Source organism: Roseitalea sp., assembly GCF_984466335.1.
In genome coordinates, this window is record NZ_CFIFWG010000012.1 from 17,490 (window position 1) to 30,610 (window position 13,121).

Sequence of the window (13,121 nt, forward strand, 5' to 3'; positions counted from 1 at the left end):
TTTTGACGGTGCCGCCGGCGGAAAAGACGTCCGAGCCGGAGGCCGGCAACACATTGAAATCACACGATAGCCGCACATCGCCCGCGCTTGGTCTTTTGCGCTCTGGACGGCGTTGCGCACCCCTTGCGGTGCCCGCACCGCCTCGTCCCGCGCGCCTTGCCGGATCATAAAATCCCGGCGCTCAGACGATGCCAGCTAAAGACGAACCGCTCCGATAGGGAGCCGAGGCGGCTCCATGGCCTTCTCGTTTGGCTTGGGCAGCACCTCGGCTTGCCATATGCCGCGCTTGACGAGATCCTTGATGACGTCCTCGCACAGCCGCTCGACGGCGCGGCTTGCGATTGTGACGCTCTTGTCGGCGTTGCGCACAAGGAACACCGGCCTGCGGATGACCGGATCGATGACGCGCCCCTTCAGCAGCGTGTTGCTCTGTGCCATGTCGTCTATGGCCGCCGGCGACAGCAGCGTGTGGCCGCTGCCCCGCGCGACAAGCGCCTTTATCTGCTGTAGGGAATCCATTTCGATGACGATGTTGTACGATATGCCGATGCTCTTTGCGGCGCGCTCTGCGAGCGTGCGAAGGCCGTGGTTCATCGACGGCAGGACCATTTCAAGACCCGCCAGATCCCGCAGCGGGACAGGGCTTCCCGGCTCGCTCTCGAAAGGCCAGTCGTCGGCGGCCGACACGAAGTAGATCTCCTCGCCGACCAGTTCGCGGGCGCGGAAATTGGTCAGCCCGTCAAGGTCATAGAGCAGGCCGATGTCGACATCGCCGTTGACGACCCAGTTCTTGATGTATCCGCTCATCGCCTCGACCGCGCACAGTTGAACGAGCGGCAGTTCCAGGCGCGTCGTTTCGGCGAGCGGCACCGACAGCGCCATCGACACCGATGCCGGCAGTCCGAACGCCACGCGTCCGGCCGGCGTGCCGGCGGCCGCCCTGACCTCCTCTTCGGCCATATGAAGGGTCTCGGCGACCCGCCTGGCATGCTGGTAGAGCACCTCGCCGGCCTCGGTGGGCATCACGCCCTTGCTGGTGCGCAGCAGCAGCTCGGCCCCCAGATGCGCTTCGAGGTTCTTGACGTGCTGAGACAGCGAAGGCTGCGCGATGCCGAGCGCGCGCGCCGCCGCGCTCATCGAGCCGCAATCGACGATCTGGCTGAAATAGCCCAGATGACGGGAATCCATGGTTCGACAGCTCCTTGAACGCTTTGCAATAGGGCAGGGCTATGGAAAGGGAAAGAACAATATATTTGCGGTTGCCGTGGCCGCTGGCAAAATCGGCCGAAAAAGAACCAGCTGCGCCGGACCGGTCCGCGGCCATGACAACGATGCGATCAAGGAGAGAGCGGCGAGATGGGTGAACTGGACGGGCTGCTCGTTGTCTCGGTCGAGCAGGCGGTGGCCGCGCCCTATGCCTCGGTGAAGCTGGCCGACGCCGGTGCCCGCGTGATCAAGGTGGAGCGATCCGAGGGCGATTTCGCCCGCCATTATGACTCGCTGGCCAAGGGCGGCAGCGCCTATTTCGTCTGGCTCAACCGGGGCAAGGAATCGATCTGTCTCGACCTGCGGGACCGGGCGGACCGGGCCGTTCTGCGCAGCATGATCGATCAGGCGGACATTTTCATTCAGAATCTGGCGCCGGGCGCTCTTGCCAGGCTGGGTTTCGATCCAACGGAGCTGGCGGCCGCCCGCCGGGAGCTGATCGTGTGTTCGATCAGCGGGTATGGATCGAAGGGACCGCGCGCGGGCCAAAAGGCCTATGATCTGCTGATCCAGGCCGAGAGCGGGCTCTGCGCGATCAACGGCACGCCGGACGGCCCTGCGCGGGTGGGCGTTTCGGTGTGCGACATCGCCGCCGGCATGACCGCCTACCAGGCCATCCTGGAAGCGTTGATCGGCCGCGGCAGGGACGGCAAGGGCCGCCATATCGAGGTGTCGCTCTTCCATGCCCTGGCCGACTGGATGAATGTCCCCTACATGCAAAGGCGATACGGTGGACTGACGCCCGCGCGCAACGGCCTCCAACACCCCACCATCGCGCCCTATGGCGCCTTCCGCTGCGCCGATGACAAGCTGCTGCTGATTTCCATCCAGAACGACCGGGAGTGGAAAGCGCTCTGCGAGACGGTCCTCGGCCGGCCCGACCTGACCGGCGCGGACGGGTTCGCCACAAACGACGACCGCGTCGGCAACCGCATGGCGGTGGACGCGGCCCTGGCCGAACATTTCTTGCGGTTCGACCGCGAGACGAACATGGCGCGCCTGATCGACGCCGCCATCGCCTGCGGGCGTCTGTCGGACCTCGACGATCTGATCGCGCATCCGCAAAACCGCCATATCACGGTGGAGACGGCGCAAGGGGCAGTCGAACTGCTTGCGCCGGGCGCCAGGGTCGCCGGTGAGGAGCGCCATTACGGCCCGGTTCCCGAGCGCGGTGAGCACGGCATCGATATCCGCCGCCAATTCGCGCCCGGTCCCGATGACGAGCGGGGGCCGGTCAGCCCGACCTGAGCGACCCGTGCCGGGGTTGCCGTGCGGCGGCCCCATCGCGCCTGTCGCCTGCGCGCGCGGGGTCGCGGGGTCATTGACCGTGCGCGCGTTGCGTGATTCACTGAAAGTCCAATGAACGCAGCAATCGCCGAGGCCGCATCGAAACCCCGCCATCTGTCCGCGACGCGGCGGGGGCTTCTGGCCGGCGTCGCCGCCATCGCCCTTGGCGTGGCCGTCGGTGCCCCCTTCCCAGGCACATCCGGCCGCATGGTCCTGCGCGGCGGCTGGCTTTTGAAGGATATCGACCTGGCGTGATCTTCGGCGACACCGACGCATTCGGGCAATCGGGCTTCGAGCCGCAGGTCGTCATAATCGGCGCCGGCCCGGCCGGCATCACCCTTGCGCTCCGCCTGGCCGAGGCGCGCATTCCCTGCGCCCTGCTCGAAGCGGGCGGCAGGGACTATTCGGGCCGCTCGCAGGACTTTTACGCCGGCGAGACCATCGGCGATCCCTATTTCGAGCTCGATGTCGCCCGGCTGCGCTATCTGGGCGGCACGTCCGGCCACTGGAGCGGCTGGTGCCGCCCGCTCGACGCCCATGATTTCCTCGCCCGCGACTGGATTGCCCACAGCGGCTGGCCGATCGGCGCGGACGCGCTCGCCCCGCACCTGCCGGCCGCGCGCGCGATCCTGGGCCTGCGCGGCTTTGCGCCCGACGAGCCGATCACGGACGCCGTCAACCGCATCGACCTGATCCGCAGCGATCCGGTGGTGCGGTTCGGCGACCGGTTCGGCGACGCGCTTGAGCGCAGCCCGCACATCGCGGTCGTCCTGAACGCCTATGCCACCGACCTGGTCGCGCGCGGGCGCCGGGTCGTGGCGGCCAATCTTCATGGCGATGGACGTGCCTCCGCCCGGATCGCCGCGCCGCGCTTCGTCGTGGCCGCCGGCGGCATCGAAAACGCCCGTCTCCTGCTCTGGTCCAACATCCGTTCGCCCGATCCGGTCGTTCCCGAGCCGCGCGCGCTCGGGCGCTACTGGATGGAGCATCCCGAATTCTTCGTCGGCGAGGCGATCATCTTCGACCGGCGGCGGTTGAGCAGCGAACCCGACGGTTGGAGCTTCTTTGCGCCCTCGCCGGAGGCGATGGCGGCGGGGCGGATCATGAACCACCATGTCCATGTCCGCCCGCGCAGCTATCGGGGCGGCAAACGGCTGGTCGCCGACATCGCATGCGTGGCGCCGGCCTTCGGCCGCTGGCTGGCCAACCGCGCCGACCGCGATCTGATCTGCACGGCCCGGATCAGCGTCGCGCTCGAACAGGCGCCGGTCGCCGACAACCGCGTGGCGCTTTCGGACGACGCGGTCGACCCGGCGGGCGTGCCGCGCGTCGTGCTGCACTGGCGCAAGGGCGATCTGGAAAGGCGCACCCTCGTCGACGGGCTGAAGCTCTTCGGCACCGCGATGGCGCGGGCCGAGTTCGGCCGGCTGAAGTTCGACGACTGGGTGCTCGAAGGCGGCGCCTATCCGACCGGCACCCGTCAGCCGATCGCCGGGCACCACCATATGGGCGGCACGCGCATGAGCGCCGATCCGCGCCGGGGCGTGGTCGACGCCGATGGCCGCGTGCACGGCATGGGCAACCTCTATGTCGCCGGCTCCTCGGTGTTCACCACGTCGGGCTATGCCAATCCGACGCTGTCGATCGTCGCCCTGGCCGACCGGCTGGGCGCCCATCTGGCCGGCGAGATCTGAACCGGCCGCCGGGCTGCCGCTTTTCGGAAGCCGGACGGCAAAGCGCCGGTTGACACTGCGAAATCGGCCGCCATAACATCCGCAAAAGTGTGGTTCGACTGGCGCGCGCTGGCCGGGAAATGCAATCGGGAGTGACGTGGCATGGTCGACGCGCAGGCCGGTGACGAGCCGGCGGCCGATGAAGGTTTCTGGCTGTACGATCTGAAGGTGGAAACGGTCCTGGACGGGCGCGCGCCCGTGTGCCGCCACATCGAGGGGGAGGCGTTTTCCGTCGAGGGCGAAACGCTCGTGTTCGACCCCGGTCAGCGGGTTTCCATGTATGCGCTGGCCGCGCTGCTGCCGCTTCTGCCGGCCAAGCAGCGCGACACCGATCCGAACGACTGGATGTCCACCGACGCCGAGGTGGCGTGCCCCGACCCCAATTGCGGCGGCCGTTTCCGCATCACGCGCACGCAAAGGCGCTGGTTCCGGCACGCCGAGACGACCGGCCTGCCCGATCGCCGGCACACGCCCTACTGGGCCCGAAAGGGCGCCCGGTGAGCCCGGTGGAAACGGCGCTGCTGCGCCCCGGCCACCGGATCTCGCGCATCGTCAGGGGCGGCTGGCAGCTCGCCGGCGGCCATGGCGAGGTGATCGGCGCGCGGGCGATCGCCGACATGGAGGCGTTCGTCGATGCCGGCATCGCCACCTTCGACTGCGCCGACATCTACACCGGTGTCGAGGCGATGATCGGCGATTTCATCGCCGGCCTGCGCCGCCGGCGCGGCGGCGCGGCCGCCGACCGCGTGCGCGTGCACACCAAGTTCGTGCCGGACCTGTCGCGCCTTGCCGATCTGCGGCCCGACGAGGTGGAGGCGACCGTCGACCGCTCGCTGCGGCGGCTGCGCATCGACACGCTGCATCTGGTGCAGTTCTACTGGTGGGACCTTGCCCGCGGCGAGCCCGCGCGCGTGCTCGAACCGCTGATCCGGCTCAGGGAGAAGGGCAAGATCGGGCATCTGGGCCTGACCAACTGGGACGCCGCGCAGATCGCCCTGTTCCTTGAGGCCGGTTTCGAGCCGGTCTCGGCGCAGGTGCAGTATTCGGTGCTGGACCGCCGCCCCGAGAACGGGCTTGCGCGCTGGTGCGCGGCCCGGGACATCCACCTTCTGTGCTACGGCACGCTGGCGGGCGGCTTTCTGACCGGGCGCTGGCTGGGCGCGCCCGATCCGGGGTTCGCGTTCGACAACCGCTCGCTGGTCAAGTACCGGCTGATCATCGACGAGTTCGGCCCCTGGTCGCTGTTCCAGGACCTGCTGCGGTGCCTTGACGGGATCGGCGGCAGGCATGGCGTGCCGCTGAGCGCCGTGGCCACGCGCTGGGTGCTGGACCGGCCGCAGGTCGCCGCCGCCATCGTCGGGGCGCGTTACGCGCGGCACCTGCCCGAAACGCTGAAGGTGTTCGATTTTGCGCTCGATGAGGAGGATCGGTCCCGCATCGCGGCGGTCCTGGCAAGGGCAGGGGGTCCGGCCGGCCCGGTCTACGGGCTCGAACGCGACCGGACCGGGCGGCACGGCCGGATCATGAAGTACGAGCTGAACGCCGGCCCGGACGCTGCGGCGGAGGCGGCCCGTGCCTGAGGCCGCCGCTGCCGCCGGCGGGGATATGGGCGCCGATACGGCGCCGGCGGCCGTGCTTGAGGCCCGCAACGTCTCGCGCCGTTTCGATGCCTTCAAGGCGGTCGACGATGTCTCCCTGGACGTCGGGCGCGGAACGATCACCGGCCTGATCGGCCCGAACGGGGCGGGCAAGACGACGTTCTTCAACGTGCTGGCCGGCACGCTCAAGCCGACCGCGGGTACGGTGCGCCTGGGCGGGCGCGACATCACCGGCGTGTCCGCCGACCGCCTGTTCCGCGCGGGCCTGGGGCGGACGTTCCAGATACCGCGCCCCTTCGCCCGCATGAGCGTGCTCGAAAACGTGATGATCGCGCCGGGCGGCCAGATCGGGGAGAGCGTCGCCGGCGCGCTCCTGCGCGGCCGCGACATTCGCCGCCAGGAGGCCGAACTGCGCGCCAGGGCCATGGACATCCTCGCCTTCATGACGCTGGACGCGCTGGCCGACCGGCCCGCGGGCGGTATCTCCGGCGGTCAGACCAAGCTGCTGGAGCTGGCCCGCGTGCTGATGGGCGATCCCCGGGTGATCCTGCTCGACGAGCCGGCGGCCGGCGTCAATCCGAGCCTGACCGCCATCCTCATCGAACGCATCGAGGAGCTCAATCGGCGCGGCAGGACCTTCTTCATCATCGAGCACGACATGGATTTCGTGATGCGGCACTGCCATCGCGTCATCGCGCTCGCAGAGGGCCGGGTCGTGTTCGAGGGAACGCCCGAGGCGGCCCAGGCCGATCCGGTCCTGCTCGATGCCTATCTGGGGGCGAAGGTCCGATGAGCGCCGACCCCGCGCTGACCGTTTCCGGCCTGGTCGCCGGCTATGCCAGGGATCTGCCGATCCTGCACGGGATCGACATGGTGCTGCCGGCCGCCACCATGGCCGTCGTCATCGGGCCGAACGGGGCCGGCAAGTCGACGCTGGTCAAGGCGATCGCGGGCCTGGTGCCGGTGAGCGCGGGCACGATCACCTGCCGCGGCGTATCCATCGCCGGCATCCGCCCCGACCAGATGGGGCCGCTCGGCATCGCCTATGTGCCGCAGAACGACAACGTGTTCCGCACGTTGAGCGTGCAGCAGAATCTCGCCCTTGCGCTGAGAGCGCAAGGCGGCGCGGATGCGGCGGCGCGCCTTGACGAACTGTTCGCCCTTTTTCCGCCGCTGGCCGCCAAGCACCGGCAGCGCGCCGGCGCCCTGTCGGGCGGGCAGCGCCAGATGCTGGCGGTCGCCATGGCCATGGCCCGCCGGCCTTCGGTGCTGATGATGGACGAGCCGTCCGCCGGCCTGTCGCCCAGGGCGGCCCAGGAGGTGCTCGAACTGGCGCGCGGGCTGACCGGGCAGGGCGTCTCGGTCCTTCTGGTCGAGCAGAACGTCAACCAGGCGCTGCACATGGCCGATCACTGCTACATTCTGGCCGAGGGCCGCAACCAGCTCGACGGCCCGGCCGACAGGCTGCGCGACGACCCGGTCGTCGCCGAGATCTATCTGGGCGGCAGGCGCATGGTGGCGTCATGATCCAGGGCCTCGCCGACGGTCTTCTGGTCGGATCGATCGTCTCGCTGGGCGCGATCGGCCTGACGCTGGTCATGCACATGCTGCGGTTCGCCAATTTCTCCCATGCCGAACTGATGGGCATCGGCGCCTATGCCGCGCTGGTCTTCGATCCGCTTCTGGCGGCGATCGCGCCGCCGCTTTCGGCAACGCTCGGCCCGCTGAGCCTGACGGGCGCGCTCGCCCTGTCGGTTGTCCTGGCCATGGGCGTGACCGGCCTTTCGGCGATGCTCATCGACCGGCTGGTCTTCAGGCGCATTCGCCGGACCGCCGGGCCGCTGTCGATGGTGTTCGCCTCGTTCGGCGTGGCGCTGATCGTGCGCAACCTGCTCGCGCTCCTGTTCGGCGTCCAGTCGCACCTTTACAGCGAAGAGATCGCCTTTGCCGTGCTGGTCAGCGCCGACCCGCTGCTTCTGGTCAAGCCGGACCAGCTCTTCGTCTTCGCCGCCGCGCTCGCCATCATGCTGGCGCTGCACCTGGTCCTGTCGCGCACCGGTTTCGGCTTCGCCCTGCGCGCGGTGGCCGAAAATCCGGCGCTCGCGCAGGTGGCCGGCGTGCGCCTGTCGCGCATGATCGCCGCCACATGGATCATCGGCGGCGGCCTGGCGGCGGCGGCCGGCATCTTCTATGCGCTCGACAGCAAGCTCTCGCCGCTGATGGGGCACAATCTGATCCTGTCGCTGTTCGCCGCCACCATCGTCGGCGGCATCGGCAGCGTCTACGGCGCCGTCCTGGGCGGCTTCATCGTCGGCATCGCCGGCGGGCTCGCGCTGGCCGTCCTGCCGGCCGGCTATGCGCCGGCCATGCCGTTCCTGATCATCATGGCGGTTCTGATCGTTCGGCCGCACGGCCTGTTCGGCGAGGCGGTCGAATGATCGGCCTTTTATCCTATCTCGTCTTCTTTGCGACGATGGCCTCGATCCTCGCCGTCGCGGTGCTCGGCCTGAACCTGCAATGGGGCAATACGGGCCTTTTCAACGGCGGCGTGGCGGCCTTCTTCGGCGCGGGCGCCTATGGCACGATCATTTTGGGCGGCACGCCGCAGCCGGGGCAGATGGGCGGGTTCGAACTGTTCTATCCGCTGGCGCTCTTGGGCGGCGTCGCGGTGGCCGGCGCCCTGGCCTGGATCGTCGGCATCATGACCCTGAAGCTGCGGCACGATTATCTGGCCATCGCCACCTTCGGCGTGGCCGTCGCCTTCGAAAGCGTCGCCCGCAACGCGCAATGGCTGATGGGCGGCGCGCAGGGCGTGCGGGGCTTCGAGCGACCGCTCGAACAGGCGATAGGCGATCCGCTGCTCTTCAACACCGTCTTCCTCGCCTTCACGCTGGGCATCCTTATCGCCGTCTATGCGGGGCTGGAGCGGCTGATCCGGTCGCCCTACGGGCGCCTCCTGCGCGCCATCCGCGAGGACGAGACGGCGGCCCGCTCGCTTGGCAAGAACCCCGCGCGCATCCGCCTGACGGCCTTCGTCCTGGGCTCGATGGTGATGGGCGCGGCCGGCGGGCTCTATGCCACCTTCTATGCCTTCGTCAGCCCGCAGGACGTGCTGCCGATCCTGACCTTCCAGATATGGGCGATGCTGATCGTCGGCGGCGCGGGCAACAATCGCGGCGCGATCCTGGGCGCGTTCCTGATCTGGGGCGCGTGGACGGCGAGCGGCTGGGCGCTGGCCCGGTTCGCGCCCGTCGAGGCGCAGCTCTATGCGGGGTCGATGCAATATGTGCTGATCGGCCTCGTCATCGTCGGCATGCTGCTGTGGCGCCCAAGGGGGCTTTTGGCCGAGCGGCTCGTCGTCTCGCAGTCGGGACGCCGGCCGCCGGGCGCGCGCGCCCGGCGGGCCTGACGGCACGGAAGGGACAACAGCAAAGGGAGAAGACGAATGTCCTATCGAACATTGGCGGGCGCGGCGCTCTTGGCCGCGGCCCTCGGCCTTGGGTCCGGCGGAACCGCCAGCGCCCAGCAATGCACGGTCAAGGTCGGCGTCGCGCTGCCGACCTCGGTCGACTGGGGCCAGCCCATCGCCCGGACGGCGCAGTTCGCCACGGAGCTGGCCAACGAGGCCGGCGGCGTCCATGGCTGCCGGGTCGAGCCGATCCTGCGCGACACCCAGGCCGACCCGAAGGTCGGCGTCGACGCGGCCAAGGCGCTGGTCGACCTTGAGGGCGTCAGGGTGCTCCTGGGCGCGGTTTCGTCCGGCGTCTCCATGCCCATCCTCACCTCGGTGACCGTGCCCTCCGGCGTCATGCAGATGTCGTGCTGCTCCTCGTCGACCGCGTTCACCAGGCTGGCCCAGGAGGGCGGCACGAACGGGCTGTGGTTCCGCACCTTCGCCACCACCCGCGTCCAGACCTCGGTGGCGGCGATGGTCGCGCGCGATCAGGGCTATGAATCGATCGCCATTTTTTACAAGAACGACGATTGGGGCCAGGACGTCGCCGAGTTCGTCAGGGCCGATTTCGAGGCGGTCGGCCTGACCGTGACGGCCAGCGTCGCGATCAATGACGGCCAGCCCTCCTACCGGGCCGAGGTCACCGACGCGCTGCGCGACCGGCCGCAGGCGATCTACATGGCGCTCTATCCCAAGGAGGGCACGCAGGTCGCCCGCGAGTGGATTTCGCTGGGCGGCACGCAGGAGATGATCGTCGCCAACTCGCTCAAGTCCGACGAATTCCGCCAGGGCGTCGGCATGCGCTATCTGGGCGATCTGCGCGGCACGGACACCTCCTCGCCGCGCACCGATTCGGCCGCCGCGTTCCGCGCGCTCTATCGCGACCGCTTCGATGCCGAGCCGAACGGGCCGGGCATCCCCAACAGCTTCGATGCGACGCTGATCGCGCTTTTGGCCATGCACGCGGCGGGCGAGGGCGCATCGGGCGCCCAGATTGCCGCCAAGGTGCCGATGGTCACCGATCCGGCGGGCACGCCGGTCGCCGCCGACGCCGAGGATTTCGCCCGGGCCAGGGCGCTGCTCGATGCGGGCAGCCCGGTCAGCTATCAGGGCGCGACCGGCGCGGTGCGCTTCGACGGCAATGGCGACGTTTCGGCGCCCGCCGTTATCTGGTCGTTCACCGGGGACGGCGTGACCGAGGACCGGTTCGTCCCGCTGGCCGAGGTCGACGCCTTCATCGCGACGCTGAACTGAGGCGCGCCGCCCGGCTTGGGCGATCGGCTTGGGCGACCGGGCCGGTCGGTATGGATGGCCGGTCCGCTCACGCCACGATGGCCTCGGCCTCGATCTCGACCAGGAACGTGCCGACCAGCCTGTCGACCGCGATCAGCGTGTTGGCGGGCATGATCTGCGCGAAACGGCGGCCATGGGCGCGGGCGACCGCCTCCGCGTCGGCGATATCGGCCACATAGACGCGGGTGCGCACCACATCCTCCATCGAGGCACCCAGCGCCGACAGGGCCGCGGCGATCTTGTCGAGAACATAGGTCGCCTGCGCCGCCGCATCGCCCGGCGCGACCACGCGGTCGGCGCCATGGGTCGCGGTGGTGCCCGACACGAGGATACGGTCGCCGATGCGCCGGGCGCGGCAATAGCCGGCGATCGGTTCCCACGCGCTGCCCGAGACGACGCGGCGCTGGCCGGGCCTGCCCGGCACCCGTTCGGCGGTGAACGCGTCTTCGATCCGGTCCAGATGGTGGCTCAGATCGCCCGAAGCGGTCAGGAAGGGCGGCTTGCGATACTCGTCGCCGCAGTCGCCGGGAACCGGCGTGGTCGCGGCGAACGCCTCTTCGAGCCGGGCATGGTCTTCGGCATCCAGCGCGAAGCGGAACAGGTTGAGATTGTCGGCCCGGTGCTCGCGCTCGCCGAGCCGCGCGCCGATGATCACCCCGGCGACGGCCGGGTTTTCCAGCACCCAGCGCGTGGCGACGTTGGAGACCGACACGCCGTGCCTGGCGGCAATGCCTGCCGCCGCGCGCAGCACCGTCTGATAGGCGCCCCATCCGCCGATCGCCTCGATGAAGCGCTTGTATTTCATGCCGCTCCAGTCGGCGATGTCGCGCGGTTCGGGCCGGCCGAGCCAGCGCTCCGACAAGAACCCGCCGCACAGCGTGCCATAGGCGAGAAGGCGCATGCCCGTCCCGGCGCACAGTTCGGCCAGGGGCCCGGCGGCGCGGCGGTCGAGCAGCGAGAACGACACCTGGTTGGTCAGGACCGGAATGCCGTCGGCGTGCGCCAGGTGCAGATGGGCGGCGTCGAAATTGGTGACGCCGATCTCGCCGATCACGCCCTCCGCGCGCAGTTCGGCCAGCGCATGCAGCGCATCGAGCCAGGCCGGATGCGCGAACGTCCACCAATGCAGTTGCAAAAGGTCGATCCGCTCGACGCCGAGGCGCGCGCGGCGCTCGGCCACGCCCGCGCGCACGCGCTCGCGGGTCATCGCGCCGGGGGGCGGGCACCATTTGGTGAAGGCGAGGGGCCGCGCGCCGGCCGCCCAACGCGACAGCAGCCGCCCGGCGATGATCTCCGCCGATCCGTAATGGTCGGCCATGTCGAAGCTCGAAAAGCCGGCATCGGCATAGGCCCGCAGATGGCCGGCCGCCGCGTCCGGGTCGAGCGTGCCGCCGTCCTTTTCCATGTCGGCGACCTGCCAAAGGCCGGTGATGATGCGGCTGATGTCGAGTGTGCCGACCGTCATGCGGTCGGGTCGTTCTTGCTTTGTCGTCATGGCGCGGCCTGGTTCGGATGGGCCCTTTCAGTGCACCGGCGCGCGCGGGCTGGCAAGCCGCCACTTGCCCTGGCCGCCGCCCGAACCATCTTTGGCGGAGCATTGAGGCGTCGGTTCCCCCCGTCGCGCATGGAGGCCGGTCGCCGGCAATGAAGAAAAGGCCGAACCAGCGAACGCACGATCATAGCGCCGCGTGCCGCCCGATCGGCCGGCGCCGCTTGTTGGCCTATGCCGCCGCCTCGGTGCTCGCCCCGTTTGCCGGCGCGCTGCCGGCCGCGGCGCGTTCGTCCGACAGCGGCCTGGTCTTCCTGACGGACTGGCGCGGTCCGCGCCTGATCGCCTATGACATGGACCGGCGCGCGATCGTCGCCGAACGCCCCCTTGCCGTCGCGCCCGGCCATCTGGTCGCCAGCGCCTTCGACGATCTCGTATCCGTTTCCGAGCCCGTCAGCGGGCGGCTTTTGCTGGTGTCCGGCCGCACGCTCGACGTGCGGCACGAAACCGTGCTCGGCGTGTCTCCCTGGCTCGTCGCCTTCGCGCCCGACGGGCGGACGCTGGCCGCCGCCGACATGGTCTCGGGCCGCATCGCGCTGATCGACCCCCGGACCGCCCGCGCGCGTTTCGTCGTAGGCGGTTTCGCCGGCGCGCACGACCTCAGATTCTCCGCCGACGGCGGCCGGCTTTACGTGTCGGGCCTCGACGATGCTGTCGTCCGCCGTATCGACCTTGATGCGCGCGTTGCGGGCCCGGCCTTCGCGATGCCGCGCGCCACGGCCGGCATCGACCATATGACGCGCACCGCCGACGGCCGCTACGGGGTGATCGTGACCCCGTTGCGCGACGGCCAGGAGCTTGCGGTCGTCGACCTGCGAAGCGGCCGCATCGTGCGCCGCTGGTCGAGCGACCGGCACTATTGGCGGGCCTATACCGACCCGTTCTCGCGCTGGTTCCTCCTGGCCTCGGACCGCCACCGGGGTCTCGATGTGGTCGATCCG

13 protein-coding genes are annotated in these 13,121 nt (G+C 69.6%); 11 read left to right on the forward strand and 2 right to left on the reverse strand.

Annotated features, from left to right (window positions below):
• Positions 1-195 precede the first annotated feature (195 nt).
• The gene (locus AC5E6L_RS02310) at positions 196-1,188 is read right to left on the reverse strand and encodes a LysR substrate-binding domain-containing protein (RefSeq protein WP_491771007.1); all 993 of its coding nucleotides are present in this window, start codon (positions 1,186-1,188) and stop codon (positions 196-198) included.
• A gap of 168 nt (positions 1,189-1,356) precedes the next feature.
• Here AC5E6L_RS02310 and AC5E6L_RS02315 point away from each other — a divergent pair, with 168 nt between their 5' ends.
• The 10 genes from AC5E6L_RS02315 to AC5E6L_RS02360 all read left to right on the forward strand — a co-directional run bounded on the left by AC5E6L_RS02315 (position 1,357) and on the right by AC5E6L_RS02360 (position 10,592).
• A complete protein-coding gene (locus AC5E6L_RS02315; protein ID WP_491230705.1) occupies positions 1,357-2,514 on the forward strand; it encodes a CaiB/BaiF CoA transferase family protein in 1,158 nt (385 codons plus the stop codon).
• Positions 2,515-2,625: 111 nt separating this feature from the next.
• Entirely contained in the window at positions 2,626-2,808 is a 183-nt protein-coding gene (locus AC5E6L_RS02320) for a twin-arginine translocation signal domain-containing protein (RefSeq protein WP_491771009.1), read from the forward strand.
• Positions 2,805-4,247, forward strand: coding sequence for a GMC oxidoreductase (locus AC5E6L_RS02325; RefSeq protein WP_491771011.1), 1,443 nt, complete (start codon positions 2,805-2,807; stop codon positions 4,245-4,247). The genes AC5E6L_RS02320 and AC5E6L_RS02325 overlap by 4 nt, the downstream gene beginning before the upstream one ends.
• A 141-nt stretch (positions 4,248-4,388) precedes the next feature.
• Positions 4,389-4,787, forward strand: a complete 399-nt coding sequence (locus AC5E6L_RS02330; protein WP_491771013.1) for a TIGR04076 family protein — start codon at positions 4,389-4,391, stop codon at positions 4,785-4,787.
• Complete coding sequence (locus tag AC5E6L_RS02335; protein WP_491771015.1) at positions 4,784-5,866, forward strand: aldo/keto reductase; 1,083 nt, start codon at positions 4,784-4,786, stop codon at positions 5,864-5,866. Before AC5E6L_RS02330 ends, AC5E6L_RS02335 begins: the two co-directional genes overlap by 4 nt.
• Positions 5,859-6,677: an ABC transporter ATP-binding protein gene (locus AC5E6L_RS02340; RefSeq protein ID WP_491229943.1), complete on the forward strand. Its 819-nt coding sequence runs from the start codon at positions 5,859-5,861 to the stop codon at positions 6,675-6,677. The genes AC5E6L_RS02335 and AC5E6L_RS02340 overlap by 8 nt, the downstream gene beginning before the upstream one ends.
• A complete protein-coding gene (locus tag AC5E6L_RS02345; RefSeq protein WP_491229942.1) occupies positions 6,674-7,411 on the forward strand; it encodes an ABC transporter ATP-binding protein in 738 nt (245 codons plus the stop codon). The genes AC5E6L_RS02340 and AC5E6L_RS02345 overlap by 4 nt, the downstream gene beginning before the upstream one ends.
• The gene (locus AC5E6L_RS02350; protein WP_491229941.1) at positions 7,408-8,322 is read left to right on the forward strand and encodes a branched-chain amino acid ABC transporter permease; all 915 of its coding nucleotides are present in this window, start codon (positions 7,408-7,410) and stop codon (positions 8,320-8,322) included. The genes AC5E6L_RS02345 and AC5E6L_RS02350 overlap by 4 nt, the downstream gene beginning before the upstream one ends.
• Positions 8,319-9,293, forward strand: coding sequence for a branched-chain amino acid ABC transporter permease (locus tag AC5E6L_RS02355; RefSeq protein ID WP_491229940.1), 975 nt, complete (start codon positions 8,319-8,321; stop codon positions 9,291-9,293). Before AC5E6L_RS02350 ends, AC5E6L_RS02355 begins: the two co-directional genes overlap by 4 nt.
• A gap of 36 nt (positions 9,294-9,329) precedes the next feature.
• Entirely contained in the window at positions 9,330-10,592 is a 1,263-nt protein-coding gene (locus tag AC5E6L_RS02360; RefSeq protein WP_491229939.1) for an ABC transporter substrate-binding protein, read from the forward strand.
• A 67-nt stretch (positions 10,593-10,659) separates the two neighbouring features.
• On the opposite strand, the gene AC5E6L_RS02365 is transcribed toward AC5E6L_RS02360, so the two are convergent.
• Positions 10,660-12,126 (reverse strand): aldo/keto reductase, encoded by a 1,467-nt coding sequence (locus AC5E6L_RS02365; RefSeq protein ID WP_491771019.1) that lies wholly within the window; start codon positions 12,124-12,126, stop codon positions 10,660-10,662.
• Positions 12,127-12,347: 221 nt separating this feature from the next.
• Between AC5E6L_RS02365 and AC5E6L_RS02370 the strand changes: the two genes are divergently transcribed.
• The coding region (locus AC5E6L_RS02370; RefSeq protein WP_491771021.1) for a YncE family protein at positions 12,348-13,121 on the forward strand (774 nt) is incomplete at its 3' end.

Excerpts from the sequence above, each read along its gene's own strand:
- AC5E6L_RS02310 (WP_491771007.1), bottom strand. The coding sequence starts at position 1,188 with ATGGATTCCCGTCATCTGGGCTATTTCAGCCAGATCGTCGATTGCGGC.
- AC5E6L_RS02315 (WP_491230705.1), top strand. The coding sequence starts at position 1,357 with ATGGGTGAACTGGACGGGCTGCTCGTTGTCTCGGTCGAGCAGGCGGTG.
- AC5E6L_RS02320 (WP_491771009.1), top strand. The coding sequence starts at position 2,626 with ATGAACGCAGCAATCGCCGAGGCCGCATCGAAACCCCGCCATCTGTCC.
- AC5E6L_RS02330 (WP_491771013.1), top strand. The coding sequence starts at position 4,389 with ATGGTCGACGCGCAGGCCGGTGACGAGCCGGCGGCCGATGAAGGTTTC.
- AC5E6L_RS02345 (WP_491229942.1), top strand. The coding sequence starts at position 6,674 with ATGAGCGCCGACCCCGCGCTGACCGTTTCCGGCCTGGTCGCCGGCTAT.
- AC5E6L_RS02350 (WP_491229941.1), top strand. The coding sequence starts at position 7,408 with ATGATCCAGGGCCTCGCCGACGGTCTTCTGGTCGGATCGATCGTCTCG.
- AC5E6L_RS02355 (WP_491229940.1), top strand. The coding sequence starts at position 8,319 with ATGATCGGCCTTTTATCCTATCTCGTCTTCTTTGCGACGATGGCCTCG.
- AC5E6L_RS02360 (WP_491229939.1), top strand. The coding sequence starts at position 9,330 with ATGTCCTATCGAACATTGGCGGGCGCGGCGCTCTTGGCCGCGGCCCTC.
- AC5E6L_RS02365 (WP_491771019.1), bottom strand. The coding sequence starts at position 12,126 with ATGACGACAAAGCAAGAACGACCCGACCGCATGACGGTCGGCACACTC.